This is a genomic window from Cupriavidus alkaliphilus (assembly GCF_900094595.1).
In the GTDB taxonomy this organism is placed as follows: Bacteria; Pseudomonadota; Gammaproteobacteria; order Burkholderiales; family Burkholderiaceae; genus Cupriavidus; species Cupriavidus alkaliphilus.
The window spans coordinates 214,361-240,204 of the sequence record NZ_FMAD01000003.1 but is presented as its reverse complement, the minus strand read 5'-3'; the positions used below and the strand labels follow the sequence as shown (position 1 = coordinate 240,204).

Genomic DNA, 25,844 nt, shown 5'->3' with positions numbered 1-25,844 from the left:
CGGTCGCTCAGCGGTTGGCGAAGGCGGCGATGGGATCGTCGTCGTCGGGCAGCGGGGCCGGTTCCGGCGCGAGCGGCGCAGGGGCGGGGGCGGGCACCGGTGTCGCCGGCGTCGGCGGCAGGTTGACCGCACCGGCAACCACGCGCCGGGCGCCGTTGTAGCGCGAGGCCCAGTAGGGCTTGCTCATGTCCTCCAGCCGCACCGTGCCGCCGGACGATGGCGCATGGACAAAGCGGTTCTGGCCGACATAGATGCCGACATGCGAGTTGGTGCGTCCGGTGGTATTGAAGAACACCAGGTCGCCGGAAGCGACTTCGCTGCGGTCGAGCGAGCTGCCGCGCGTGCCCATGGCCTCGGTGGTGCGCGGCAAGCTGACATTGGCCGCGCGCGAGACCACATAGCGCACCAGGCCGCTGCAGTCGAAGCCGGCATCCGGTGTGTTGCCGCCGTAGCGGTAGGGCGTTCCGACCAGCGACATCGCCTGGATCGAGATTTCTTCCAGGCCAGCGCTGGGATCGGTCATGGGCTTGCCGGGCGTACGCGGCAAGCTGCCATGGCGAGGGGGTGGGGAACTGGCGCACGCTGCCAGCAGCAGTGCGGCGGCGCACAGCAGCGGCAGGCCGGCCCGGGCAAGCGGGCCGGGCAGTGCGGAAGGACTGTAAGAACTACGGGTACGGCGCAATGGCATCGCTGGATTCCGGTCGCCAGCCTGCCGGCGCACCGGAGGCCTTGCCGCTACCAGCGTAGCTGGGCGTTGCGCGTACCGGTGCTGACCTTGATCGACTTGGCCTGGCCCTTGTAACTGGCCTCGATATTGTAGCTGCCTTCTGGCGCACGTATCAGGCAGCGGGGCCCGGCGGCGCGAAAGGTCGCGACTTCCTGCTCGTCGCGCACCAGTTTGACCGCGACATCGGACAGGAACTCGCCCGCGGCGCCCTGCGTGAACAGGATGCCGATATTGAAATCCTTCTCGCGCGCGGCCAGGGCCTGGCGCTCGTCTTCGGCGACACCGCCGCAGACATAGCTGACCGGGCCCATGGTGCGGATCACCAGTTCGTCAGCCGCGGCGCGCGCCTGAAGCGGGCCGGCCAGGGCCATGGCGGCGCCGATCAGCGCGGCCAGGCGGAGATGCTGTGGGTACATCGACGCCTCCAGGTGGGGATGCGGGACAACGAGCGGACGTGCGGACATCATAGCCGCATTGCGCTTGCCGCTCACGACAGCGGGCCCGGGCCCCTTGCGCATGGAAGGGTGCCCGGGCCCGCGGTCCGCGTCAGAGCACGTCGCCGGCGTGGTCGGCCAGGCGCGAGCGTTCGCCGCGCGCCAGCGTGATATGGCCGCTGTGGCTCCAGCCCTTGAAGCGGTCGACCACGTAGGTCAGGCCCGACGAGCCCTCGGTCAGGTAGGGCGTGTCGATCTGCGCGATATTGCCCAGGCAGATGATCTTGGTGCCCGGGCCGGCGCGCGTCACCAGCGTCTTCATCTGCTTGGGCGTCAGGTTCTGCGCCTCATCGATGATGACGAACTTGTTGACGAAGGTGCGGCCGCGCATGAAGTTCATGCTCTTGACCTTGATGCGCGAGCGGATCAGCTCCTGGGTCGCGGCGCGGCCCCAGTCGCCGGCGCTGTCGTCGCTCTTCTGCAGCACCTCGAGGTTGTCGTCGAACGCCCCCATCCACGGCTGCATCTTTTCTTCCTCGGTGCCGGGCAGGAAGCCGATGTCCTCGCCCACCGGCACGGTGGCGCGGGTGACGATGATCTCGTTGTAGAGCTTCTGGTCCAGCACCTGCTCCAGCCCGGCCGCCAGCGCCAGCAGCGTCTTGCCGGTACCCGCCTGGCCCAGCAGCGTGACGAAGTCGATGTCCGGGTTCATCAGCAGGTTGAGCGCGAAGTTCTGCTCGCGGTTGCGCGCGGTCACGCTCCACACGTTGTTCTTGTGGTGGGTGTAGTCCTTCAGGGTCTGCAGCAGCGCGGTCTTGCCGTTGATCTCCTTGACCTGCGCATAGAGCGGCAGGCTGCCGTCCACGGGTTCGAGGTAGACGAACTGGTTGACCAGGAAGGTCGGTACCAGCGGCCCGGTGAGCCGGTAGAACATGGCGCCGGACTTGGGGTCCTGCCAGCTTTCGACGCCCTTGCCGTGCTTGGCCCAGAAGTCGCCGGGCAGCTGCATCACGCCCGCGTAGAGCAGGTCCTTGTCCTCGAGGACCTGGTCGTTGAAGTAGTCCTCGGCCGGCAGGCCCAGGGCGCGCGCCTTGATGCGCATGTTGATGTCTTTCGACACCAGCACCACCTGGCGCTCGGGATACTGCTGCTGCAGCGCGCTGACCACGCCCAGGATCTGGTTGTCGGCCTTGCCCTGCGGCAGGCCTTCGGGCAGCTTGATGTCGTTCAGGCGCGTCTGGAAGAACAGCTTGCCCTGCGCATCGCGGTTGCCCAGGCTGGCCAGCGACAGGCCTTCGTCGAGCACGCCGTCGGTGCCGCCGACCAGCGAATCGAGCGTGCGGCTGACCATGCGCGCGTTGCGCGCGACTTCGCTCATGCCCTTCTTGTGGTTGTCCAGCTCTTCGAGCGTCATCATCGGCAGATAGATGTCGTGCTCTTCGAAGCGGAACAGCGAGGCCGGGTCGTGCATCAGCACGTTGGTGTCCAGCACGAACAGCTTGCTCGGGCCGTCGGCCTTGCGCGCGCGGCGCGTGGTGCCGGTCGACGGCTTGACCAGGCTCACCGGCGCGGCGGTGACGGCCGGCGTGGATACGGCGGGCGTCTCGGTGCTGCGGGCGCGGGTGCCGCCGGCGGCGCGGGCCTTGACTTCAGGCACCTGCGTGTCGCCGGTTTCCAGCAATGCCACGCGCTCGAGCGCCGGCACAGGTTTCTTGCCCTGTGTGGCGGCTTTGGCCTTAGGCACCGCGGAGACCGGAGCGAACTCGCTCGGGTCCAGCAATTGGGCAGGCTTGGCGGGCATGGTAGGCAGCGGCATGCTTGGCTTTCCTTTCAGGGGGACAAGAAGGGGGCGGGAAGGTCCGGTCCGCGGCGCCGCGCGACTGCGGCAGAGCGCGACATGTTCAAGGCGGCGTGGCGGACCCGGGCCGGGGCATGCATGCGCGAGGCGCCCGGCACGGACAAGGACGAGGACAGACGTGGCTGCAAACAAAAAAGCCGCCATGCCTGCGGAACAGGGTTGGCGGCTCTTGGGCGGACTGCCGACATGGCAGGTCCGCTACCGGCCTGTGGCAGGAAGCGCCTGGGCCGGGGAGTCGAAACAGCGTGGCATCCGGAATCTGAACTCATTACGGGCCAATGTATCCGAAGGTTTTGGGTTTGGCAATTGGGTCAGCCAACGTTTGCCACGGCGCGTCCGGATCGAAGCCGTTACGGGCAACGGCGCGCGGGCGATGCGTCAGAGGCCGCGCACGATCTCCAGCACTTCGTCGACGTGGTTGGGCACCTTGATGCCGCGCAGGTCGTGTCGCAGGATGCCCTTGCCGTCGATGACAAAGGTGCTGCGCTCGATGCCGCGGTGCTCCTTGCCATACAGCTTTTTCATCTTGATGACATCGAACAATGTGCACACATTTTCGTCGGCATCGGAGATCAGTTCGAACGGCAGTTCCAGCTTGGCCTTGAAGTTTTCATGCGAGCGCAGGCTGTCGCGCGAGATGCCGAATACCTGCACGCCGGCCTTCTCGAAATCCTCGTATTGGTCGCGGAAGTTCATCGCCTCCGTGGTGCAGCCCGGCGTGTTGTCCTTCGGGTAGAAGTACAGCACCACCGTCTTGCCGCGGTAGTCGGCCAGGCGGAAGGTGGCGTCGCCGGTCATCGGCGCGCTGAAGTCGGGGATGGCCTTGTTGAGACTGACGGTCATGCTTGTGGCTCCTTGGGGGAGGGGCAGGGGATCGGTGAGATCGTTGGAATCGGGAGAGGGGCTGCCGCCTCAGCGCGAGCAGATTGGGGCGCCTCGCGCGGACTTCAAGCGTGGCGACTGCTCAACTTTCGCCGGGGGCCGCGTCAGGCGGCCTCGGGCTCGATCAGCAGCACCGCTGCCACCTTGCGTCCCTCGGCCATCAGGATGTTGTAGGTGCGGCACGCCGCCTGCATGTCCATGGCGTCGACGCCGACATGGCGGCGCGCCAGCGATGCGGTCAGGCGCGGGTGCGGAAAGCGCAGCCGCGAGCCGGTGCCGAGCAGCACCACTTCGGGTCCCAGTTCGGACAGCTGCTCGAAATGCGCGGGCTCCAGGTCTTCGAAGCGGTCGACCGGCCAGGGCCGGACTTCGCCCTCTGGCATGACCAGCACCGAGTTGGTGTGGCGCACGAGGTTGATTTCGATATACCCGGGCCCGTAGGCCGTGACGGTGTTGAGCGACTGGGGCTGGTCGGCGTGGAGTTTCACTTGGGGATCTCGGCGATGGCCGGCGCGGGCTGGCGGGCGGGTCCGCGGAGCGGAGGGCCGGCGGGCCGGGCGGGCAATGGATGGACGACAGCGGCAGGCGGCCGCGGTGCGCGCGGACAGCGCACGCTGCAATGCAAGAATCCCTGCCGAAGTCTGTCATAATCCGATAAATTATAGCTTTTGCCTCCCTGTCTGCCACATTTGCGTTGCATCGCAGCGGACGGCGCCTCCGCATTCTTTCAGAATCTGTCAGATCGCCCCGATTCCCAGTCCGGTGCCGCCGACGCGGCACGCCACGCTTGCCCGACATCGCCGTGAAACCCATCCAGAAATCCAACAAACTCAATAACGTTTGCTACGACATCCGCGGGCCGGTGCTGGAAAAGGCCAAGCAGATGGAGGAAGAAGGGCACAAGATCATCAAGCTGAATATCGGCAACCTGGCCGTGTTCGGCTTCGATGCGCCGGAGGAAATTCAGCAGGACATGATGCGAAACCTGCCGAATTCGGCAGGTTATTCCGATTCCAAGGGCATTTTCGCTGCGCGCAAGGCGATCATGCACTATACCCAGCAAAAAAATATCGAAGGCGTCGGCCTGGACGATATCTATGTGGGCAACGGTGCCTCCGAACTGATCGTGATGGCCGTCAACGCGCTGCTCAATACCGGCGACGAAGTGCTGGTGCCGGCGCCGGACTACCCGCTGTGGACCGCTGCGGTGAGCCTGTCGGGCGGCACGCCGGTGCACTACATCTGCGACGAGTCCAACGAGTGGATGCCCGATCCGGCCGATATCCGCGCGCGCATCACGCCGCATACCAAGGCCATCGTCATCATCAACCCGAACAACCCCACCGGGGCGCTGTACTCGGACGAGCTGCTGCTGGAGATTGTCGCGATCGCGCGCGAGCATGGGCTGATCATCTTCGCCGACGAGATCTACGACAAGGTCCTGTACGACGGCAACACCCATACCTCGATCGCCTCGCTGTCGACCGACGTGCTGACGGTGACCTTCAACGGCCTGTCGAAGAACTACCGCTCGTGCGGCTACCGCGCCGGGTGGATGGTGGTGTCGGGCGACAAACGCCCGGCCATCGACTACATCGAGGGCCTGAACATGCTGTCGTCGATGCGCCTGTGCGCCAACGTGCCGGGCCAGTGGGCGATCCAGACCGCGCTGGGCGGCTACCAGAGCATCAACGACCTGGTCGCCGAAGGCGGGCGCCTGCGCCGCCAGCGCGACCTGGCCTATGAGCTGATCACCGCGATTCCGGGCGTGACCTGCGTCAAGCCCAAGGCGGCGCTGTACCTGTTCCCGAAGCTGGACCTGTCGATGTACCCGGTGCAGGACGACCAGGAGTTCATCTATGAACTGCTGCAGGAGTCCAAGGTGCTGCTGGTGCAGGGCTCGGGCTTCAACTGGGCCAGGCCCGACCATTTCCGCATCGTGTTCCTGCCGCACGAGGAAGACCTGCGCGAGGCCATCGGCCGCATCGCGCGCTTCCTCGAGGCGTACCGAAAACGCCACGGCAAGGCAGCGGCCTGATTCCTCCGGCCGCGCCGCAACCCATCCTTAGCAACTCAGAAGATTGTCCATGAACCCCATCAAAGTTGGCCTGCTCGGCATCGGTACCGTCGGTAGCGGCACGTTCAACGTGCTCAAGCGCAACCAGGAAGAAATTCGTCGCCGCGCCGGCCGCGGCATCGAGATTGCCGTGGTGGCCGATCTCAACACCGAACGCGCGCGCGAACTGACCAACGGGGAAGTGGAGATCGTCAGCGACGCCAACGCGGTGGTCAACCGCCCCGACGTCGACATCGTCATCGAACTGATCGGCGGCTACGGCATCGCGCGCGAACTGGTGCTCAAGGCGATCGAGAACGGCAAGCACGTGGTCACCGCCAACAAGGCGCTGCTGGCCGTGCACGGCAACGAGATCTTCGAGGCCGCGCGCAAGAAGGGCGTGATCGTCGCGTTCGAGGCCGCGGTGGCCGGCGGCATCCCCATCATCAAGGCGCTGCGCGAAGGCCTGACCGCCAACCGCATCCAGTGGATCGCCGGCATCATCAACGGCACCACCAACTTCATCCTGTCCGAGATGCGCGACAAGGGCCTGGATTTCGACGCGGTCCTGAAGGAAGCGCAGCAGCTGGGCTACGCCGAGGCCGACCCGACCTTCGATATCGAGGGCGTCGACGCCGCGCACAAGGTCACGCTGATGAGCGCGATCGCCTTCGGCATGCCGGTGCAGTTTGACCGCGCCCACGTCGAAGGCATCACCAGGCTGTCGGCCACCGACATCAAGTACGCCGAAGAGCTGGGCTACCGCATCAAGCTGCTGGGCATCACGCGCCGGCGCGACGACGGCGTCGAGCTGCGCGTGCATCCGACGCTGGTGCCGGCCACGCGCCTGATCGCCAATGTGGAAGGCGCGATGAACGCGGTGCTGGTGCAGGGCGACGCCGTGGGCGCCACGCTCTACTACGGCAAGGGCGCCGGCGCCGAGCCGACCGCCTCGGCGGTGATCGCCGACCTGGTCGACGTGACCCGCCTGCACACCGCCGACCCCGGGCACCGTGTGCCGCACCTGGCGTTCCAGCCCGACGAGCTGTCGAGCGTGCCGGTGCTGCCGATCGAAGAGATCAACAGCTCGTACTACCTGCGCATGCGCGTGTCCGACGAGACCGGCGTGCTGGCCGAGATCACGCGCATCCTGGCCGAGGGCGGCATCTCGATCGACGCCATGCTGCAGAAGGAATCGCGTGAAGGCGAGCCGCAGACCGACATCATCATCCTGACCCATATCACGCGCGAGAAGCACGTCAACGCCGCCATCGCGAAGATCGAGGCACTGCCCACCGTGCTGTCTGCAGTGACGCGCCTGCGCATGGAAGAACTGAACTAAGGGCCGGACCGGACCATTGTCATGAAATACCAGTCGACCCGCGGCCACGAGATGCCGCAATCGTTTTCCGAGATCCTGCTTGGCGGCCTGGCGCCGGACGGCGGCCTGTACCTGCCCGCGCAGTATCCGCAGGTCACGGCCGATGAGCTGGAGGCGTGGCGCAAGCTGCCGTACGCCGACCTGGCCTACGAGATCCTGCGCAAGTTCTGCGACGACATTCCCGCCGAAGACCTGCGCGCGCTGACGCGCAAGACTTACACCGCCGAGGTGTACTGCAACGCGCGCGAAGGCGACAACACCGCCGACATCACGCCGCTGCGCACGCTGGGCGAGGAAGGGGGCACCAGGCTGCAGCTGCTGGGCCTGTCCAACGGCCCGACGCTGGCCTTCAAGGACATGGCGATGCAGCTGCTCGGCAACCTGTTCGAGTACGCGCTGGCGCGCGCCGGGCAGGAGCTGAACATCCTGGGCGCCACCTCGGGCGACACCGGCAGCGCCGCCGAATACGCGATGCGCGGCAAGCGTGGCATCCGCGTCTTCATGCTGAGCCCGCACCGCAAGATGAGCGCGTTCCAGACCGCGCAGATGTTCAGCCTGCAGGACCCGAACATCTTCAACATCGCCATCGATGGCGTGTTCGACGACGCCCAGGACATCGTCAAGGCGGTCTCGAACGACCACGCCTTCAAGGCGCGCCGGAAGATCGGCACGGTCAACTCGATCAACTGGGCGCGCGTGGTGGCCCAGGTGGTGTACTACTTCAAGGGCTGGCTGCTGGCGACCGCCGGTCCCGGCCAGAAGGTCTCGTTCTGCGTGCCGTCGGGCAACTTCGGCAATGTCTGCGCCGGCCATATCGCGCGCATGATGGGCCTGCCGATCGACAAGCTGGTGGTCGCCACCAACGAGAACGACGTGCTCGACGAGTTCTTCCGCACCGGCGCCTACCGCGTGCGCAAGTCGGCCGAGACCTACCACACCTCCAGCCCCAGCATGGACATCTCCAAGGCCTCGAACTTCGAGCGCTTCGTGTTCGACCTGCTGGGCCAGGACGCCGGCAAGCTGGCGGCGCTGTTCCGCGACGTGGAAGAGAAGGGCGGCTTCGACCTGGCGGGCACGCCGGAATACGACCGCATCCGCCAGTTCGGCTTCGTCTCGGGACGCAGCACGCACCAGGACCGGCTGGCGACCATCCGCGACCTGTCGTCGCGCTATGGCGTCACCATCGATACCCATACCGCCGACGGCATCAAGGTGGCGCGCGAGCATCTCAGCGCCGGCGTGCCGATGGTGGTGCTGGAAACCGCGCTGCCGGCCAAGTTTGCCGACACCATCCGCGAAGCGCTCGGCCACGAGCCGGAGCGCCCGGCGAAGTTCGAGGGCATCGAGAGCCTGCCGCAGCGCTTCGAGGTGATGCCGGCCGACGCCGCGCAGGTGAAGGCCTATATCGCCCGCCACACCGGCCTGTAAGCGCGCGGGGCCGCCCACGTGGCTGCGGCGCCGCCGCGTGCCGGGTCCGGCCCAACTCGCTACAATCAGGCTGCGGGCCCGATCCACGGTCCCCGGATTGCCAGCCCCGCGCGCGGGTGCCGGCAATGCGCGGGCCGTTTTTCGTGGGCCAACCCTTTCCCACATCGCACCATGACCCAAGCCGCAGCACCTTCCCGTCCCCCGATGCTGACCATGGCCCAGGCGCTCGACGCGCTGCTTGGCGCCGCTCGCCCGCTGGCGCAGGCCGAGTCGATCGACACGCTCGCCGCCAACGGCCGCGTGCTGGCGGCGCCGGTAACGAGCACGCTGCGGGTGCCGCCGGCCGACAATACCTCGATGGACGGCTACGCCGTGCGCGCCGCCGAGGTGCCGGCCGCGGGCACGCGGCTGCGCGTGTCGCAACGGATTCCCGCCGGCCATGTCGGCACCGCGCTGGAGCCCGGCACCGCGGCGCGCATCTTCACCGGCGGGCTGATTCCGCCCGGCGCCGATGCCGTGGTGATGCAGGAGCAATGCACGGCCGAGGGCGACGACGTGATCGTCAACCACGTGCCGCAATCCGGCGAGTGGGTGCGGCGCGCCGGCGAGGATATCGAAGCCGGCAGCGTGATCCTGCCGGCCGGCACGCGGCTGACGCCGCAGGCACTGGGGCTGGCCGCGTCGGTCGGCCAGGCGAAGCTGGATGTGGTGCGCCGCGTGCGCGTCGCGGTGTTCTTCACCGGCGATGAACTGGCGATGCCCGGCGAGCCACTCAAGCCGGGCGCGATCTACAACTCCAACCGCTTCACGCTGCGCGGCCTGCTGGAAAACCTGGGCTGCGAGGTCAGCGACTTCGGCATCGTGCCCGATACGCTGGCGGCCACGCGCGAAACCCTGCGCCGCGCGGCGCAGGGACATGACCTGATCATTACCTCGGGCGGCGTCTCGGTCGGCGAGGAAGACCATATCAAGCCCGCGGTCGAGGCCGAAGGGCGGCTCGATATGTGGCAGATCGCGATCAAGCCGGGCAAGCCGCTCGCATTCGGACAGGTCGGCAGCGGCAGCGAGCCGGCGTTTTTCCTCGGGCTGCCGGGCAACCCCGTGTCCAGCTTCGTGACCTTCCTGCTGTTCGTGCGCCCGTTCATCCTGCGCCTGCAGGGCGTGGCTGACGTGACGCCGCGGCGCCTGCCGCTGCGCGCCGATTTCGAGCTGAAGAAGGGCGACCGCCGCAACGAATTCCTGCGCGCGCGACTCAATGCCGAGGGCGGGCTGGAGCTGTTCCCCAACCAGAGCTCGGGCGTGCTGACCTCCACCGTCTGGGGCGACGGCCTGATCGACAATCCGCCCAACCAGGCGATCGCGCGCGGCGACACTGTGCAGTTCATTCCGTTTGACGGCCTGCTCGCGTAGCGGCCGGCATGACCAGGATGCCCAGGATATAGAAGGCAGCAATGATCATCGAACTCCGATTCTTTGCCAGCGTGCGCGAGCAGCTCGGCGTGTCCGCCGAGCGCGCCGACGTGCCGCCCGAGGTGCGCACCGTCGGCGAGTTGCGCCAGTGGCTGCGCCAGCGTGGCGGCGCCTGGGCCGAGACCCTGGCCGAGGGCCGCGCGCTGCGCATGGCCGTTGACCATGCCGTTGCCCGCGCCGATACCGCGCTTGCCGACGGCTGCGAAGTCGCGTTTTTCCCGCCCGTGACCGGAGGCTGAGATGAGCGTCAGGGTGCAGCGTGAGGATTTCGATCTCGGCGCCGAAGTCGCGGCACTGCGCGCCGATAACCCGCAGGTCGGCGCAGTGGCCAGCTTTATCGGCACCGTGCGCGACGTCAGCGAGGGCAGCGCCGTCAGCGCGATGGAGCTGGAGCATTACCCGGGCATGACCGAGAAGGCGCTGGCGCAGATCGAGGCGGCGGCGCGCGCGCGCTGGGAGCTGCTGGGCGTCACCGTCATCCATCGCGTCGGCCCGCTGCTGCCGCTGGACCAGATCGTGCTGGTCGCGGTGGCATCGAAGCACCGCGGCAACGCCTTCGCCGCATGCGAATTCATCATGGATTACCTCAAGTCCGAAGCGCCCTTCTGGAAGAAGGAAGAAACGCCGGAGGGGGCGCGCTGGGTCGATGCACGGGTGACCGATGAAGACGCGTTGAAGCGCTGGGGCATCGAGTCGATCAACGCCAGCGGCGAGGACCAGCCCTGATGGGCGCGTTGGGGTTTGTCGCCGTCGGTGTCGGCGCCGCGGCGGGGGCCTGGCTGCGCTGGGGGTTCTCGGTGCTGTGGAATGCCATCAATCCGGCGCTGCCGTACGGCACGCTCGCGGCCAACCTGGTGGGCGGCTACCTGATCGGGCTGGCGGTCGGCTTCTTCGATACCCATGCCGGCCTGCCGCCGGAATGGCGCTTGTTTGCCATTACCGGCTTCCTGGGCGGGCTGACCACGTTCTCGACGTTTTCGAGCGAGGTCGTGGCGAACTTGATGGCCGGCGACTACGGCTGGGCGGCGATGCACTTGCTGCTGCATCTCGGCGGCTCATTGCTGCTGACCGCGCTGGGACTCTGGACCTATCGCATGCTGGCCTGATCGGCGTCGCGGATCAGGGCCAGCAGCGCGGCATTGAAAGCCGGTGCCTGCTCCATATGCGGGCTGTGGCCGGCACCGGCCACCACGCTGAACCCTGACTCCGGGTACAAGGCCCGCGTGGCAATGCCCACCGCCGGCGCGTACAGCCGGCTGGACTCACCGTACAGATGGAACAGCGGCAAGCGCGCCGCGCGCAGCGTGTCGCGAAAATCCTGCCGCGCCATGTCTTCCCACAAGCTGGCCAGCGCCGCGGCATCGCACTGCTGCGCCATGTGCGCGACGCGCTGCGTCGCCGCTGCCTCCGGGCGCCGTCCCGCCGCCCACAGGCCCGAAGCCACCGACGGCGCCAGCCGTAGCCAGTCGGCACGAACCCGGTCCGCCATCTGCCTCGCGAGCGCCAGGTCGTAATGGCCGTGCAGCCCATGCGGCCAGCCCTGGTCAGTGATCATGCGGGGCGTCATGTCGATGCTGCCGACCGCCGCAAGCGGCAGCTGCGGCTGGTCGCGGAGCAGGGCCCAGGCCACCATCGCACCCATCGACCAGCCCGCCACCACCACGTCATCCAGCCCGAGGTGCGCGACCAGCGCGGCCACGTCGCGCGCAAGCGCCGCGATGGTCGCGCCCGCGCGCTGCCGCGACAGGCCATGCCCGGCATGGTCCGGGGCGATCACGCGAAAGCCGGCCAGCGCCAGCGCGCGCTGTCCGTCAAAGGCCGCGCCGTTGACAGACCAGCCGTGCAGCAGCAGCAGGGGCCTTCCCTGGCCAGCCTCGCGCCAGCCGGGCAGGGCGCCACGCGCCGGATAAAGCGCATAGGGGGGCGCGGCGGGGCTGGCGGGTACCGGATCGGAAGCGTCCAACGGCGTGTCTCGGCTGGCTGGAGGGGTAAAGGATGTCCCGGATGCCGCCCGGGGTGAGGGTGCCCCTCTATTGACATCCACGCCTGGCAATTTATACGATGAAACATGAATCAGATATCAGGTTTTGCCTGAATGTCGGTTCCGGGCGACGGCAAGTCGGCGGCAGGGGCGAGGAGGCGCCTGCCGACGATCCGCCGGCGCCGGCAATACAGGTAGCGGTCGGCATTTCCATGACAAGGCGCGCAGCGCCACCGGAGACAAGATGTCCACCACCCAGACTGGCGACACCGGCATAGCCGACGTCGACGCCACCGGCCCGGCCGGCGGCATGGGCCCGCCCAAGACCGCGCGCGGGCAGAAGACACGCGAGGCGCTGCTGCGCGCCGCCGAGAAAGTGTTTGGCGAGAAGGGCTACTACGCCGCGTCGATCTCCGAGATCACGCAGGAAGCCAAGGTGGCGATGGGCACCTTCTACCTGTACTTCAAGGACAAGGAAGACATCTTCCGCGCGCTGGTCGCCCACATGCTGGAACTGGTGCGCGGGCACCTGCGCAAGCACGTCGGCGCCGCCGAAACCCAGATGGAGGCCGAGCGCCTGGGCCTGAAGGCGTTCCTGTCCTTCGTTTCGCGCCATAAGAACCTGTACCGGATCGTGCTGGATTCTTACTCGGTCGACGAGACCATCTACAGCAGCTATTTCCAGGTATTCGCCGAGCTCTACAGCCGGCGCCTGACCCGCGCCGAAGAGCAGGGCGAAATCGTGCCCGGCGATGCCGAGGTGCGCGCCTGGTGCCTGATCGGCATCAGCAATTTTCTCGGCATGCGCTATGCGCGCTGGAAGCGTCCGCCATCGATGGAGAAGGTGGTCGACACCGCGTTCGACTTGATCGCGCATGGCCTGCAACCGCGCCAAACGCGATAGGCGCGATTGCGCAGTACCGGCCCGCGTGCGCCGGCAGCCGGCATGCCACGCAGTTGCAGCAGGTTTCATCCCTACAAACACAAACGAGACCGAACCCAGGAGACCGCAATGCATCGCAACCCCCACGCCCTGCGCGCCCTGGCCCTGGCCGCCGCGCTGCTCGGCGCCGGCGCCGCGCAGGCCAAGGACATCCGCATCGCCCATGTCTACGACAAGACCGGCGCGCTCGAGGCCTATGCCAAGCAGACCCAGACCGGCCTGATGATGGGCCTGGAATACGCCACCAACGGCACCATGACCGTCAACGGCAACAAGCTGGTGGTGATCGAGAAGGACACCCAGGGCAAGCCGGACGTGGCCAAGGCTCAGCTGGCCGCGGCCTACAGCGACGACCGCGCCGACATCGCGGTGGGCCCGACGTCCTCCGGTACGGCGCTGGCGATGCTGCCGGTGGCCGAGGAATACAAGAAGGTGCTGCTGGTCGAGCCCGCCGTGGCCGACTCCATCACCGGCGACAAGTGGAACCGCTATATCTTCCGCACCGGCCGCAACTCGTCGCAGGACGCGATTTCGAATGCGGTGGCGCTGGACAAGCCGGGCGTGCAGATCGCCACGCTGGCGCAGGACTATGCCTTCGGCCGCGACGGCGTCAAGGCCTTCAAGGGCGCGCTCAAGCACGCCAGAATCGTGCATGAGGAATACCTGCCGACCAATACCACGGACTTCACCGCGGGCGCGCAGCGGCTATTCGATTCGCTCAAGGACAAGCCCGGCCGCAAGGTGATCTTCATCATCTGGGCCGGCGCCGGCAACCCGTTCAAGATCGCCGACCTGGACCCCAAGCGCTACGGCATCGAGATCGCCACCGGCGGCAACATCCTGCCCGCGATGGCCAGCTACAAGAACTTCCCGGGCATGGAAGGGGCCACGTACTACTATTTCGGCATCCCCAAGAACAAGGCCAACGAATGGTTGGTGTCCAACCACTACAGCAAGTTCAAGGCACCGCCCGATTTCTTCACCGCCGGCGGCATGAGCGCGGGCATCGCTCTGGTCGAGGCCCTGAAGAAGACCCATGGCGAAACCGGCACCGAGAAGCTGATCGCGGCGATGGAAGGCATGTCGTTCGACACGCCCAAGGGCAGGATGACCTTCCGCAAGGAAGACCACCAGGCGATGCAGTCGATGTACCACTTCAAGATCAAGGTGGACCCGGCCTTTGCCTGGGGCGTGCCCGAGCTCGTGCGCGAGATCAGGCCCGAGGAGATGAACGTGCCCGTGCGCAACCACCGCTGATGGACGCGCCAGCCTCCTACGCCAGGACCGCGCCCGCGCCGTCGCAGCCGGCGGGCCAGCCCGCGGGCGCGGCGGTGTCCGCGGCGCGGCCGCTGCTGGAAACGCGCGGGCTCACCATCCGCTTTGGCGGCCACGTCGCCGTCAATGCGGTGTCGTGCGCGTTCCGGCCCGGCGAGCTGACCTGCATCGTCGGCCCCAACGGCGCCGGCAAGACCACGTATTTCAACCTGATCTCGGGACAGCTGCCGCCCACTGCCGGGCAGATCCTGCTCGACGGCGAGGACGTGACGCGCCTGGCGGTGTCGCGGAAGACCCGGCGTGGCATCGGCCGCGCGTTCCAGCTGACCAGCCTGTTCCCGCAGCTGTCGGTGCTGGAGAACGTGCGGTTGGCGGTGCAGGCGCGGCAGCAGCGCGGCATCGATTTGTTCTCGATGTGGTCGGGCCACCGCGAGCTGCAGGCGCAGGCCATGGGCATCCTGGAGCGGGTGGCGCTGGCCGGCAAGCGTCACCTGACGGTGGCATCGCTGCCGCACGGCGACCAGCGCAAGCTGGAGGTCGGCATCCTGCTCGCGCTGCAGCCGCGCGTGTTCATGTTCGACGAGCCCACCGCGGGCATGAGCGTCGACGAAGTGCCGGTGATCCTGGACCTGATCCGCGAGATCCGCCAGGACCGCAGCAAGACCGTGCTGCTGGTCGAGCACAAGATGGACGTGGTGCGCTCGCTGGCCGACCGCATCATCGTGCTGCACAACGGCACGCTGGTGGCCGATGGCGACCCGGCCGAGGTGATCGCATCGCCGGTGGTGCAGCAGGCCTACCTGGGCCTGCCGGAAGAGGAGGGCAGCCATGGCTGACTTGACCACGGCAGAGCCGATCCTGCAGCTGCAGGACGTGCAGACCCATATCGGCCCGTACCACATCCTGCATGGCGTCAGCTTCGCGGTGCCGCGCGGCGGCGTGACCATGCTGCTGGGGCGCAACGGCGCCGGCAAGACCACCACGCTGCGCACCATCATGGGCCTGTGGCAGGCCAGCGCCGGCACTGTCACGTTCAACGGCGCCGACATCACGCGCCACAGCACGCCGGCGATCGCGCAGGCCGGCATTGCCTACGTGCCCGAGAACATGAGCGTGTTCTCCGACCTGAGCGTGGCCGAGAACATGCGCCTCGCCGCCCGCACCGGCGCCATCGACGAACGCCGGCTGGACTGGGTGTTCCGCATGTTCCCGGCGCTGAAGACGTTCTGGCACCAGCGCGCCGGCGTGCTGTCGGGCGGGCAGAAGCAGATGCTGTCGGTGGCGCGCGCCATCATCGAGCCGCGCCAGCTGCTGATCGTCGACGAGCCGACCAAGGGGCTGGCGCCGGCGATCATCCAGAACATGATCCATGTGTTCCGCGAGCTGAAGCAGACCGAGGTGTCGATCCTGCTGGTGGAGCAGAACTTCCATATGGCGAAGTCGGTGGGCGATACGGTGGCAGTGATGGACGATGGCCGCACCGTGCATACCGGCACGATGGCGGCGCTGGCGGAGGATGAGGCATTGCAGCAGCGGCTGCTGGGTTTATCGCTGGCGGCGCACCAGTAGGCCTTTTCAGTTGCGCAGGCTGGCCCCCTCTCCCGCTTGCGGGAGAGAGGACCGGCAATCAGTGATTGGAAGAAGCGCAGGCAGAAGACCATGCCGCGCAGGACGAGACACATGACAACCTCTACAACCTTGCCCGCCGCAGGCGCGGCGGCTGCCCTGCCCAGGGTCCGCCTCGACTGGACTCCGCTGGCACTTGCGCCGCTGCTGATGCTGCTTGCCTTCCCCCTGATCGGCAGCCCCTCCACGTGGCTCACGCTGACCATCGCCGGCCTGGCGATGGGCATGATCATCTTCGTGGTGTCGTCCGGCCTGACCCTGGTGTTCGGCCTGATGGACGTGCTCAACTTTGGCCATGGCGCTTTCATCGCACTGGGCGCCTATGTCGCGGCCTCGGTGCTGCTGCCGCTGGCGGGCTGGGTGGAGGCCGACAGCCTGGCGCTGAACCTGTCGGTCTTTGCCCTGGCGATCGCCGCGGCGATGGTGGCTGCCGGCGCGGTCGGGCTGTTCTTCGAGCGCGTGGTGGTGCGTCCGGTCTACGGCCAGCACCTCAAGCAGATCCTGATCACGATGGGCGGCATGATCGTGGCCGAGCAGCTGATCAAGGCGATCTGGGGCCCGGAAACCATCGCGCTGCAGGTGCCCACCACCTTTCGCGGCGCGGTGCTGCTGGGCGACGCGGCGATCGAGAAGTACCGGCTGATCGCGATGGCGCTGGGGCTGGTGATCTTCATCGCCATGCTGCTGCTGCTCAACCGCACCCGCATCGGCCTGCTGATCCGCGCCGGGGTGGAGAACCGCGAGATGGTCGAGGCGCTGGGCTACCGGGTGCGCCGCCTGTTTATCGGCGTATTCGTCGCGGGGGCGGCGCTGGCCGGGCTTGGCGGCGTGCTGTGGGGGCTGTACCAGCAGAACATCACGGCGGCGATCGGCGCGCAGGTCAATGTGCTGATCTTCATCGTGATCATCATCGGCGGGCTCGGGTCCACCACCGGCTGTTTCGTCGGCGCACTGCTGGTGGGGCTGATGGCCAACTACACCGGCTTCCTGTTCCCCAAGGTGGCGCTGTTCTCCAACATCCTGCTGATGATGCTGATCCTGCTGTGGCGCCCGCAAGGGCTGTTCCCGGTGGCACGGCGCTGAGGGCAACGACGATGATTCGACTTCTTTCCGGCGACCTGCCGCGCAGCCGCGTGCTGGCGGCGCTGCTGCTGCTGATCCTGGTTGCGCTGGCGTGCGCGCCGTTTGCGTTCCCCGGCGCGCGCGCGCTCAACATGGCGGCCAAGATCTGCATCTTCGTGGTGCTGGTGGCCAGCTACGATTTGCTGCTGGGCTATACCGGCATTGTCTCGTTTGCCCACACCATGTTCTTCGGCATCGGCGGCTATGGCGTGGCCATCGCCATGTCGCGCATGGAGCCCGGCTGGGGGGCATTGCTGGCCGGCACGGCGGGCGCGCTGGCGGTGTCGGCGCTGCTGGCCTTCCTGATCGGCTTGTTCTCGCTGCGGGTGCGGGCGATCTTCTTTGCCATGATCACGCTGGCGGTGGCCACCGCCTTCGCCACGCTGGTCTCGCAGCTGTCGGAGTGGACCGGCGGCGAGGACGGACTGACCTTCAAGGTGCCCGAGGTGCTGCGCCCCGGCTTTACGCTGGGCGACGCCGAATGGCTGGGCGTGCCGCTGAGCGGCAAGCTGCTCAGCTATTACCTGGTGTTCGCCGGCGCGCTGGTGCTGTTCCTGGCGCTGCTGCGCATCGTCAACTCGCCGTTCGGCCGGGTGCTGCAGGCGATCCGCGAGAACGACTTCCGTGCCGAGGCGATCGGCTACCGTACCGTGGTCTACCGCACGGTGTCGACGGTGCTGTCGGCGATGTTCGCAACGCTGGCGGGCGTGCTGATGGCAGTCTGGTTGCGCTACAACGGACCCGACACCTCGCTGTCGTTCGAGATCATGGTCGACATCCTGCTGATCGTGGTGATCGGCGGCATGGGCACGCTCTATGGCGCGGTGATCGGCACCGTGCTGTTCCTGCTGGCGCAGACCTACCTGCAGGACGTGATGAAGCTGGCCAGCGACGGCACCGCCGCGCTGCCGCTGCTGTCGGCGCTGCTGCATCCGGACCGCTGGCTGCTGTGGCTGGGCCTGCTGTTCGTGCTGAGCGTCTATTATTTCCCGCAGGGCGTGGTGGGCCGGCTGCGTGGCAGCGGACCGGTCCACGACATCGCCAGCTGAGCGGAGGCTAGCCCATGTACGTGATCGACTGGCTGCACCGGAACGCGCAGCATTTCCCCGACAAGGTCGCGCTGGTGGACGTCGAGAGCGGCCGCCACGTGACCTATCGCCATGCCGACGAGCGTGCCAGCCGTTTCGCCGAATACCTGCGCGACCATCTGCGCCTGGCACCGGGCTCGCGCGTGGCGGTGCTGGCGCACAACAGCTCCGACTATCTCGAGATGCTGTATGGCTGCGCCAAGGCCGGCATGGTGATGGTGTGCCTGAACTGGCGCTTGCCCGCGGCCGAACTGCTGCCGATCCTGCACGACTGCACGCCGCACGTGCTGGTGGCGGGCGACGGCTTCCTCGGCGTGGCGGCGGAGCTGGCCAGTGCGGTGCCGCTGCGCGCGGTGTTGCACCTGGCCGATGACGAAGCCGCCGACGTGCCCGGCGGCTGGACCGAGTATGAAGCCGTGCTCGATGCCGCGTCCGGACGCATCATCGAGATGCCGTGCCGCGACGAGAACGAAATCTGGCACCTGCTGTACACCTCAGGCACCACCGGCAAGCCCAAGGGCGTGATCCAGACCTACGGCATGGTGTTCTTCAACGCCGTCAACGCGATGCTGGCGAACCAGATCACGCGCGACGACGTGTTCCTCAACGTGCTGCCGTTCTTCCATACCGGGGGGCTGAACCTGTATGCCAACCCGGTGCTGCACGCCGGCGGCACCGTACACATCATGCGGCAGTTCGAGCCGCAGGCGGTCCTGGCCCGGCTCGACCGCGGCAGCGGCGAGGGCATCTCCATGTTCTTCGCCGTGCCGGCGGTGTACCTGTTCCTGAGCCAGCATCCGCGCTTCGCACGAACGGATCTGTCAGGCGTGCGCAACATGGCGGCGGGCGGCTCGCCGGTGCCCCGGCCGTTGCTCGAAGCCTACCTGGCCAAGGGCGTGACCATCCGCTTCGGCTTCGGCATGACCGAGACCGGTCCCACGGTCTTCGTTTGCGACGAGGACACCGCGCGCCGCAAGCTCGGCAGCATCGGCAAGCCGGTGGGGTCGATGCTGACCCGCATCGTCAATCCGCTCGGCGTCGACGCAGGCCCCGGCGAGCGCGGCGAATTGCTGATCAAGGGGCCGGGCGTGACGCCGGGCTACTGGAACCTGCCCGAGGCCACCGCGCAGGCGCTGCGCGACGGCTGGCTGCATTCCGGCGACATCGCCTATTGCGACGAGGACGGCGACTACTACATCGTCGACCGGGCCAAGGACATGTTTATCTCGGGCGGCGAGAACATCTATCCGGCCGAGGTCGAGAACGTGCTGTTCCAGCTGCCGGGCGTGGCCGAGGCCGCGGTGATCGGCACGCCGGACCCGCGCTGGGGCGAGGTCGGCATGGCGCTGGTGGTGCTGCGCCCCGGTGCGGCGCTGGACACCGATGCCGTGATCGCCCACTGCAAGGCGCACCTGGCCGGCTACAAGGTGCCGCGCCAGGTGCGCTTTCTCGAGACGTTGCCACGCACGCCGTCCGGCAAGGTGGAAAAGCACAAGCTGCGTGCGGGCCTTGCCGGCAACAGCGGCTGAGGTGCGCACCGGTTGCCGTGGTTTGATGTTGTATCCGTTGTTCGCGGTCGCAGTCTTCGCAGTTTTCGCAGTCTTCCATCGACGTATGTCTCGACGGCCCCGAGGCGGGGCGACAGAAGGAGGTTGACATGCAATCCACTCAGCATTTGCCGCGGCGGCACCGCGGCCTCAGGCTCACGGCGCTGGCGGCGGCCGCATCGATGCTGGCCGCTTGCGGCTCCAGCGATGACAACGGCAACAGCAACGGCAACGGCGGCAACCCCAATACCAAGCCCGCCTATATCGGCGCGGTTACCACCAACAGCTACGACGGCGCCACCGACGACCTGCTGACCGCAGGGCTGGGCAAGGACGGTCTGGCGAGCAGCACGGCACCACTGCCGCTCAACCCGGCCGCACCGACCGCGGCGGAGCTGCGGCGCTATGCGATCTATACCAACTATCGCGCCATTGTCGATACCAGCGCCGGCGGCGGCTATGGCTCGCTCTATGGGCCCAACGTCGACGCGCAGGGCAATGTCACGGCGTCGGAAGGCAAGGTCGCGGGCGTCGAGTACGTGGCGTACTCGGACGACGGCTCGGGCCAGCAGAACGTGACCATGCTGGTGCAGATACCGAGCACGTTCAACCCCGCCAGGCCGTGCCTGATCACCGCGACCTCGTCGGGCTCGCGCGGCGTGTATGGCGCCATCGGCACCGGCGAATGGGGCCTGAAGCGCGGCTGCGCGGTGGCCTATACCGACAAGGGCACCGGCGCCGCGCCGCATGACCTGGATACCGACACGGTGCCGCTGATCGACGGCACCCGCATCACGCGCGCTGCCGCCGGCAAGAACGCGCACTTTGCTGCGCCGGCCGGCGCCACCTCGCTGGCGGAATTTACCGCCGCCAACCCGCACCGGCTTGCGTTCAAGCACGCGCACTCGCAGCGCAACCCGGAGAAGGACTGGGGCAGGTTCACGCTGCAGGCGGTGGAGTTCGCGCTGTGGGCCATCAATGACCGCTTCGGCGCCGTGTCGGCCAACGGCACGCGCCAGCGCACGCTGGGCCAGGACCAGGTACTGGTAATCGCATCGAGCGTGTCCAATGGCGGCGGTGCCGCCGTGGCGGCCGCGGAGCAGGATGCCGGCGGCCTGATCGACGGCGTCGCGGTGGCCGAGCCCAACCTGAACATGCCGCCCAATACCGGCATCGTGGTGCGTCGCGGCGCGGCACAGGTGGCGGCTTCGGGCCTGACGCTGTACGACTACACCACCACCGCCAACCTGCTGCAGCACTGCGCCGGGCGTGCCACCGCGCTGGCGCAGGCGCCGTTCTACACCAACCCGACCATGGCGCCGTTCTTCGCCGCGCGCTGCCAGACGCTGGCCGAGAAAGGGCTGGTCACCGGCGCCAACACCGACCTGCAGAGCGCCAGCGCGCTGCAGGCGCTGCGTGCCGCCGGCTGGGAAGCGGAATCGGATGACCTGCACCCGTCGCTGGCCGCGTTCGACGTAGCGGCCGCGATCTCGGTCACCTACGCCAACGCCTATGCGCAGGCCAGCGTGACCGACCGCTTGTGCGGCTACAGCTTTGCCGCCACGCTGACCGACCTGAAGCCCGCCGCGATCGCGCCGGCCGCGCTGGCGTCGATGTATGCAACCGGCAACGGCATTCCGCCGCAGGCGCCGGTCCAGCTGATCAACGACCGCGATCCGCAGCACGGGCCCTACCTGAACCTGCCGTCCGTGTCCGCCTCGACCCAGCGCGCCGACCTCAACTACGACGGCGCCAGCTGCCTGCGCAACCTGCTGACCGGCTCCGATGCGGCGGCGCTTGCATTGCAGGCCGGCCAGGCGCTGACACTGCGCAATGGCAATTTGCGCGGCAAGCCGGCGCTGATCGTGCATGGGCGCAGCGACGCGCTGCTGCCGGTCAACCATACCTCGCGCCCCTACCTGGGCCTGAACCGCCAGCAGGAAGGCGTGACCAGCAAGCTGTCCTACGTGGAAGTTGAGAACGCCCAGCACTTCGATGCCTTCATCGGCCTGGTGCCGGGCTACAGCAACCGCTATGTGCCGCTGCACGTCTACCTGAACCGGGCCCTCGACGCGGTCTACGACAACCTGACCGCCGGCAAGGCGCTGCCGCCCTCGCAGGTGGTGCGGACCACGCCACGCGGCGGCACCCTCAACACCCCGGCGCCGGCGCTGTTGCCGTCCAACGTGCCGCCGTTCGCCGCCACGCCGGCGCCCGGCAACGCCATCACCGTCAACGCCAATACCGTACAGGTGCCCGACTGATGCACGACGACCCGCCGCGCGTGCTGTCGCAGCGCGATTTCGACCGCTTCGCCGCGCTGTCGCGCGACGACAACCCGATCCACTGCGATCCGGCCTTTGCCCGTGGCACGCATTTCGGTGCCACGGTGGCGCACGGCATGTTGCTGTTATCGCTGCTGTGCGCGCATAGCGCGCGGCAACTGCCGCGGCCGGCCTTGCCGGTCGCGCAGACGCTGATGTTCCCGGCGCCGGCGTTCGTTGGCGATGCGGTGCAGTGTGCGCTGTCTGCGCAGCCGGCGCCCGCCGGGCTTGCCGCCTACGCCACCACGGTGAGCTGTGCGGGCGGGCCCGGCCAGGCACCGCGGGTGACGGCCGTGGGCGAGTCGCGCTGGCTGGCGGACGCGGGTCCTGCCGCACTGGCTGGCCAGTCAGCCGGAGCCGACCCGGTTGCGCAGGACGGCGACGCGGCCCTGTACGGCCTGCGTCCGGGCCAGCAGGCGGCCGCGACTCGGGCCTTCACCTCTGCGGACCTGGACGAGTACATTGCGCTGACCGGCGATGCCAACCCGTTCCACGCCGATGCGGACTTCGCGCGCGCGCGCGGTTTCGCCGGGCCCGTGGTGCCGCTGCCATTGCTGGCCGGCATGTTCTCGGACCTGCTCGGCACCCGGCTGCCCGGGCGCGGCACCGGCTGGATGAAGCAGTCGCTGCGGCTGGCCGCGCCGGCCCGGCTGGACGAACCGCTGACGGCCCGCGTGCGCATCGTGCGGCTGCGCGCGGACAAGGACCTGGTCAACCTCGCCAGCATGGTCACCGGCGCCGACGGCCGCGTGGTGGTGCAGGGCGAGTCGCTGGTACTGGTGCGCAACCTCGCCGACAAGGCCGCTGACCGCGCCGCGTAGCGGCTGCGTATCTCGGGCATCACATGGGGTAGTCCAGGCGTGCCCGCGCCGCGCTACGCCGGACGGCGCGATTGCGCGCGGAATGCGGCCTTGAAATGTCACGGCAAAGCCTTATCTTTCGGTATGACATCGAGTGTCCGGCAGGGCAAACGGGCGCGCCGGCAACCGGCCGGCGCCAGCGCCCCCGCATCAGGACACGACCTATCCGAGAGAGGGAATCCTTATGCGTCTTGACAAGCTGACCACCCGGTTCCAGGAAGCGCTGGCTGATGCGCAAAGCCTGGCGCTGGCCAACGACAACCAGTACATCGATCCGCAGCACGTGCTGCGTGCCCTGCTGGCGCAGGACGACGGCGCCGCCAAGGCGCTGCTGGCGCGCGCCGGCGCCAACGTGCAGGGCCTGCAGACGGCGCTGGACGCGGCCATCAAGCGGCTGCCGCAGGTGCAGGGCACCAGCGAGGTCCAGATCGGACGCGACCTGGTGAACCTGCTCAATGCCACCGAGAAGGAAGCGATCAAGCGCGGCGACCAGTTCATCGCCAGCGAGCTGTTCCTGCTGGCCGTCGCCGACGACAAGGGCGACGCCGGCCGCCTCGCGCGCGAGCACGGACTCAACCGCAAGTCGCTCGAGTCGGCGATCCAGGCCGTGCGCGGCGGCGATTCGGTCAACAGCGCCGAGGCCGAAGGCCAGCGCGAGGCCCTGAAGAAGTACACCATCGACCTGACCGAGCGCGCCCGTATCGGCAAGCTCGATCCCGTGATCGGCCGCGACGACGAAATCCGCCGCGCGATCCAGATCCTGCAGCGCCGCACCAAGAACAACCCGGTGCTGATCGGCGAGCCGGGCGTCGGCAAGACCGCCATCGTCGAAGGCCTGGCGCAGCGCATCGTCAACGGCGAGGTGCCGGAAAGCCTGAAGAACAAGCGCGTGCTGGTGCTGGACATGGCCGGCCTGCTGGCCGGCGCCAAGTACCGCGGCGAGTTCGAGGAACGGCTCAAGGCCGTGCTGAACGACGTCGCCAAGGACGAGGGCCAGACCATCGTCTTTATCGACGAGATCCACACCATGGTCGGCGCCGGCAAGGCCGAGGGCGCGATCGACGCGGGCAACATGCTCAAGCCTGCGCTGGCGCGCGGCGAGCTGCACTGCATCGGCGCGACCACGCTGGACGAATACCGCAAGTACATCGAGAAGGATGCCGCGCTCGAGCGCCGCTTCCAGAAGGTGCTGGTGGATGAGCCGAGCGTGGAGGCGACCATTGCGATCTTGCGCGGCCTGCAGGAAAAGTATGAGCTGCACCACGGCGTCGAGATCACCGACCCGGCCATCGTCGCGGCGGCGGAGCTGTCGCATCGCTATATCACCGACCGCTTCCTGCCCGACAAGGCCATCGACCTGATCGACGAGGCCGCCGCGCGCATCAAGATGGAAATCGATTCCAAGCCGGAGTCGATGGACAAGCTCGAGCGCCGCACCATCCAGCTGAAGATCGAGCGCGAGGCGGTCAAGAAAGAAACCGATGAGGCTTCGCTGAAGCGCCTCGAACTGATCGAGCAGGAAATCACGCGCCTGGAAAAGGAGTACGCCGACCTCGATGAGATCTGGAAGGCGGAGAAGGGCGCCGCGCAGGGCACGGCCGCGCTGAAGGAAGAGATCGAGAAGGTCAAGCTGGAGATTGCGAAGCTGCAGCGCGAGGGCAAGCTGGACAAGGTGGCCGAGCTGCAGTACGGCAAGCTGCCGGGCCTGGAAGGCAAGCTCAAGGCCGCGACCGATGCAGAGGCGAGCGAGCAGAAGCAGCCCAACAAGCTGCTGCGCACGCAGGTGGGCGCCGAGGAAATCGCCGAAGTGGTCAGCCGCGCCACCGGCATCCCGGTATCGAAGATGATGCAGGGCGAGCGCGAGAAGCTGCTGAAGATGGAAGACCGCCTGCATGGGCGCGTGGTGGGCCAGGACGAGGCCGTGCGGCTGGTGTCCGACGCCATCCGTCGTTCGCGTGCCGGGCTGGCGGACGAGAACCGGCCCTATGGCTCGTTCCTGTTCCTGGGCCCGACCGGCGTCGGCAAGACCGAGCTGTGCAAGGCGCTGGCCGAGTTCATGTTCGATTCGGAAGAGCACCTGATCCGCATCGACATGAGCGAATTCATGGAGAAGCACAGCGTCAGCCGCCTGATCGGCGCGCCGCCGGGATACGTCGGCTATGAAGAAGGCGGTTACCTGACCGAAGCCGTGCGCCGCAAGCCGTACAGCGTGGTGCTGCTCGACGAGGTCGAGAAGGCCCACCCCGACGTCTTCAACGTGCTGCTGCAGGTGCTGGACGACGGCCGCCTGACCGACGGCCAGGGCCGCACCGTGGACTTCAAGAACACGGTAATCGTGATGACGTCCAACCTGGGTTCGCAGATCATCCAGGCCATGAGCGGCGAGCCGCAGGAAGCGATCAAGGGCGCGGTCTGGCAAGAGGTGCGCACGCATTTCCGGCCGGAATTCCTGAACCGGATCGATGAAGTAGTGGTGTTCCACGCGCTCGACCAGAAGCATATCGAGTCGATCGCGCGCATCCAGCTGCAGCGCCTGCAGGCCCGCCTGGCCCGCATGGACATGACGCTGGAGGTCAGCGACGAGGCGCTGGAAAAAATCGCGAGCGCGGGTTACGACCCGGTGTTCGGCGCGCGGCCGCTCAAGCGCGCGATCCAGCAGCAGATCGAGAACCCGGTGGCACGGGCCATCCTCGAGGGCAAGTTCGCCGCCAAGGACCTGGTGCCGGTGGATTATGCCGACGGCGAGTTCACGTTCGGGCGGAAGCTGGATTGACCTTGCTCACAGCGCTGACAATGCCGCTTGCTTCCCTTCCCTGATCGGACAGGGAGCCGTCGAGGTCCG

At 67.6% G+C, this 25,844-nt stretch carries 23 protein-coding genes; 17 read left to right on the top strand and 6 right to left on the bottom strand.

Features of this window, described 5'->3' with window-relative positions; translation table 11 throughout:
• Window positions 1–7 precede the first annotated feature (7 nt).
• The 5 genes from GA0116996_RS07730 to GA0116996_RS07710 all read right to left on the bottom strand — a co-directional run bounded on the left by GA0116996_RS07730 (window position 8) and on the right by GA0116996_RS07710 (window position 4,389).
• Window positions 8–688 (bottom strand): C40 family peptidase, encoded by a 681-nt coding sequence (locus tag GA0116996_RS07730; protein ID WP_092308994.1) that lies wholly within the window; start codon window positions 686–688, stop codon window positions 8–10.
• A gap of 47 nt (window positions 689–735) precedes the next feature.
• Window positions 736–1,143 (bottom strand): hypothetical protein, encoded by a 408-nt coding sequence (locus GA0116996_RS07725; protein ID WP_092308990.1) that lies wholly within the window; start codon window positions 1,141–1,143, stop codon window positions 736–738.
• A 130-nt stretch (window positions 1,144–1,273) separates the two neighbouring features.
• Window positions 1,274–2,977 carry a PhoH family protein gene (locus GA0116996_RS07720; RefSeq protein WP_092308987.1) on the bottom strand — a complete coding sequence of 568 codons (1,704 nt, stop codon included), beginning with the start codon at window positions 2,975–2,977 and terminating at the stop codon, window positions 1,274–1,276.
• 420 nt (window positions 2,978–3,397) lie between these two features.
• Window positions 3,398–3,862, bottom strand: coding sequence for a peroxiredoxin (locus tag GA0116996_RS07715; protein WP_092308984.1), 465 nt, complete (start codon window positions 3,860–3,862; stop codon window positions 3,398–3,400).
• A gap of 143 nt (window positions 3,863–4,005) precedes the next feature.
• Window positions 4,006–4,389: an Mth938-like domain-containing protein gene (locus GA0116996_RS07710; protein ID WP_092308981.1), complete on the bottom strand. Its 384-nt coding sequence runs from the start codon at window positions 4,387–4,389 to the stop codon at window positions 4,006–4,008.
• Window positions 4,390–4,703: 314 nt separating this feature from the next.
• Here GA0116996_RS07710 and GA0116996_RS07705 point away from each other — a divergent pair, with 314 nt between their 5' ends.
• The 7 genes from GA0116996_RS07705 to crcB all read left to right on the top strand — a co-directional run bounded on the left by GA0116996_RS07705 (window position 4,704) and on the right by crcB (window position 11,342).
• Complete coding sequence (locus GA0116996_RS07705; RefSeq protein WP_062802206.1) at window positions 4,704–5,939, top strand: pyridoxal phosphate-dependent aminotransferase; 1,236 nt, start codon at window positions 4,704–4,706, stop codon at window positions 5,937–5,939.
• A 49-nt stretch (window positions 5,940–5,988) separates the two neighbouring features.
• The gene (locus GA0116996_RS07700; RefSeq protein WP_092308978.1) at window positions 5,989–7,299 is read left to right on the top strand and encodes a homoserine dehydrogenase; all 1,311 of its coding nucleotides are present in this window, start codon (window positions 5,989–5,991) and stop codon (window positions 7,297–7,299) included.
• A gap of 21 nt (window positions 7,300–7,320) precedes the next feature.
• Window positions 7,321–8,766, top strand: coding sequence for a threonine synthase (gene thrC, locus GA0116996_RS07695; RefSeq protein ID WP_092308975.1), 1,446 nt, complete (start codon window positions 7,321–7,323; stop codon window positions 8,764–8,766).
• Between the two features lie 171 nt (window positions 8,767–8,937).
• The gene (locus GA0116996_RS07690) at window positions 8,938–10,176 is read left to right on the top strand and encodes a molybdopterin molybdotransferase MoeA (RefSeq protein ID WP_092308972.1); all 1,239 of its coding nucleotides are present in this window, start codon (window positions 8,938–8,940) and stop codon (window positions 10,174–10,176) included.
• Between the two features lie 41 nt (window positions 10,177–10,217).
• A complete protein-coding gene (moaD, locus tag GA0116996_RS07685) occupies window positions 10,218–10,475 on the top strand; it encodes a molybdopterin converting factor subunit 1 (RefSeq protein ID WP_092308969.1) in 258 nt (85 codons plus the stop codon).
• Between the two features lies 1 nt (window position 10,476).
• Window positions 10,477–10,962, top strand: coding sequence for a molybdopterin synthase catalytic subunit MoaE (moaE, locus tag GA0116996_RS07680; RefSeq protein WP_092308966.1), 486 nt, complete (start codon window positions 10,477–10,479; stop codon window positions 10,960–10,962).
• Entirely contained in the window at window positions 10,962–11,342 is a 381-nt protein-coding gene (crcB, locus tag GA0116996_RS07675) for a fluoride efflux transporter CrcB (RefSeq protein ID WP_092308963.1), read from the top strand. The genes moaE and crcB overlap by 1 nt, the downstream gene beginning before the upstream one ends.
• Here the strand turns inward: crcB and GA0116996_RS07670 are convergent.
• Window positions 11,324–12,199, bottom strand: a complete 876-nt coding sequence (locus GA0116996_RS07670; protein WP_141693720.1) for an alpha/beta fold hydrolase — start codon at window positions 12,197–12,199, stop codon at window positions 11,324–11,326. The two genes, crcB and GA0116996_RS07670, sit on opposite strands and share 19 nt — an antisense overlap.
• 262 nt (window positions 12,200–12,461) lie before the next feature.
• Between GA0116996_RS07670 and GA0116996_RS07665 the strand changes: the two genes are divergently transcribed.
• From GA0116996_RS07665 to clpB, 10 genes are all read left to right on the top strand, one after another.
• A complete protein-coding gene (locus tag GA0116996_RS07665; protein WP_092308960.1) occupies window positions 12,462–13,121 on the top strand; it encodes a TetR/AcrR family transcriptional regulator in 660 nt (219 codons plus the stop codon).
• A gap of 108 nt (window positions 13,122–13,229) precedes the next feature.
• Complete coding sequence (locus tag GA0116996_RS07660) at window positions 13,230–14,417, top strand: substrate-binding domain-containing protein (protein ID WP_092308957.1); 1,188 nt, start codon at window positions 13,230–13,232, stop codon at window positions 14,415–14,417.
• A 92-nt stretch (window positions 14,418–14,509) separates the two neighbouring features.
• A complete protein-coding gene (locus GA0116996_RS07655; RefSeq protein WP_092309784.1) occupies window positions 14,510–15,271 on the top strand; it encodes an ABC transporter ATP-binding protein in 762 nt (253 codons plus the stop codon).
• On the top strand, window positions 15,264–16,004 hold the full coding sequence (locus tag GA0116996_RS07650) for an ABC transporter ATP-binding protein (protein WP_092308954.1): 741 nt from the start codon (window positions 15,264–15,266) through the stop codon (window positions 16,002–16,004). The genes GA0116996_RS07655 and GA0116996_RS07650 overlap by 8 nt, the downstream gene beginning before the upstream one ends.
• 111 nt (window positions 16,005–16,115) lie before the next feature.
• Entirely contained in the window at window positions 16,116–17,144 is a 1,029-nt protein-coding gene (locus GA0116996_RS07645) for a branched-chain amino acid ABC transporter permease (RefSeq protein ID WP_092308951.1), read from the top strand.
• Between the two features lie 11 nt (window positions 17,145–17,155).
• Window positions 17,156–18,232, top strand: coding sequence for a branched-chain amino acid ABC transporter permease (locus GA0116996_RS07640; RefSeq protein WP_092308948.1), 1,077 nt, complete (start codon window positions 17,156–17,158; stop codon window positions 18,230–18,232).
• 14 nt (window positions 18,233–18,246) lie between these two features.
• Window positions 18,247–19,800 (top strand): acyl-CoA synthetase, encoded by a 1,554-nt coding sequence (locus GA0116996_RS07635; RefSeq protein WP_092308946.1) that lies wholly within the window; start codon window positions 18,247–18,249, stop codon window positions 19,798–19,800.
• A gap of 128 nt (window positions 19,801–19,928) precedes the next feature.
• Window positions 19,929–22,082 carry a D-(-)-3-hydroxybutyrate oligomer hydrolase gene (locus GA0116996_RS07630; protein WP_092308943.1) on the top strand — a complete coding sequence of 718 codons (2,154 nt, stop codon included), beginning with the start codon at window positions 19,929–19,931 and terminating at the stop codon, window positions 22,080–22,082.
• Window positions 22,082–22,963 carry a MaoC/PaaZ C-terminal domain-containing protein gene (locus GA0116996_RS07625; RefSeq protein WP_092308940.1) on the top strand — a complete coding sequence of 294 codons (882 nt, stop codon included), beginning with the start codon at window positions 22,082–22,084 and terminating at the stop codon, window positions 22,961–22,963. Before GA0116996_RS07630 ends, GA0116996_RS07625 begins: the two co-directional genes overlap by 1 nt.
• Window positions 22,964–23,186: 223 nt before the next feature.
• Window positions 23,187–25,775, top strand: a complete 2,589-nt coding sequence (clpB, locus tag GA0116996_RS07620; RefSeq protein ID WP_092308938.1) for an ATP-dependent chaperone ClpB — start codon at window positions 23,187–23,189, stop codon at window positions 25,773–25,775.
• The last annotated feature ends 69 nt before the right edge of the window (window positions 25,776–25,844 follow it).

Coding starts and splice junctions, on each gene's coding strand:
- GA0116996_RS07730 (WP_092308994.1), bottom strand. CDS start 688: ATGCCATTGCGCCGTACCCGTAGTTCTTACAGTCCTTCCGCACTGCCC.
- GA0116996_RS07725 (WP_092308990.1), bottom strand. CDS start 1,143: ATGTACCCACAGCATCTCCGCCTGGCCGCGCTGATCGGCGCCGCCATG.
- GA0116996_RS07720 (WP_092308987.1), bottom strand. CDS start 2,977: ATGCCGCTGCCTACCATGCCCGCCAAGCCTGCCCAATTGCTGGACCCG.
- GA0116996_RS07715 (WP_092308984.1), bottom strand. CDS start 3,862: ATGACCGTCAGTCTCAACAAGGCCATCCCCGACTTCAGCGCGCCGATG.
- GA0116996_RS07700 (WP_092308978.1), top strand. CDS start 5,989: ATGAACCCCATCAAAGTTGGCCTGCTCGGCATCGGTACCGTCGGTAGC.
- thrC (WP_092308975.1), top strand. CDS start 7,321: ATGAAATACCAGTCGACCCGCGGCCACGAGATGCCGCAATCGTTTTCC.
- GA0116996_RS07690 (WP_092308972.1), top strand. CDS start 8,938: ATGACCCAAGCCGCAGCACCTTCCCGTCCCCCGATGCTGACCATGGCC.
- moaD (WP_092308969.1), top strand. CDS start 10,218: ATGATCATCGAACTCCGATTCTTTGCCAGCGTGCGCGAGCAGCTCGGC.
- moaE (WP_092308966.1), top strand. CDS start 10,477: ATGAGCGTCAGGGTGCAGCGTGAGGATTTCGATCTCGGCGCCGAAGTC.
- crcB (WP_092308963.1), top strand. CDS start 10,962: ATGGGCGCGTTGGGGTTTGTCGCCGTCGGTGTCGGCGCCGCGGCGGGG.
- GA0116996_RS07665 (WP_092308960.1), top strand. CDS start 12,462: ATGTCCACCACCCAGACTGGCGACACCGGCATAGCCGACGTCGACGCC.
- GA0116996_RS07660 (WP_092308957.1), top strand. CDS start 13,230: ATGCATCGCAACCCCCACGCCCTGCGCGCCCTGGCCCTGGCCGCCGCG.
- GA0116996_RS07650 (WP_092308954.1), top strand. CDS start 15,264: ATGGCTGACTTGACCACGGCAGAGCCGATCCTGCAGCTGCAGGACGTG.
- GA0116996_RS07645 (WP_092308951.1), top strand. CDS start 16,116: ATGACAACCTCTACAACCTTGCCCGCCGCAGGCGCGGCGGCTGCCCTG.
- GA0116996_RS07640 (WP_092308948.1), top strand. CDS start 17,156: ATGATTCGACTTCTTTCCGGCGACCTGCCGCGCAGCCGCGTGCTGGCG.
- GA0116996_RS07635 (WP_092308946.1), top strand. CDS start 18,247: ATGTACGTGATCGACTGGCTGCACCGGAACGCGCAGCATTTCCCCGAC.
- GA0116996_RS07630 (WP_092308943.1), top strand. CDS start 19,929: ATGCAATCCACTCAGCATTTGCCGCGGCGGCACCGCGGCCTCAGGCTC.
- GA0116996_RS07625 (WP_092308940.1), top strand. CDS start 22,082: ATGCACGACGACCCGCCGCGCGTGCTGTCGCAGCGCGATTTCGACCGC.
- clpB (WP_092308938.1), top strand. CDS start 23,187: ATGCGTCTTGACAAGCTGACCACCCGGTTCCAGGAAGCGCTGGCTGAT.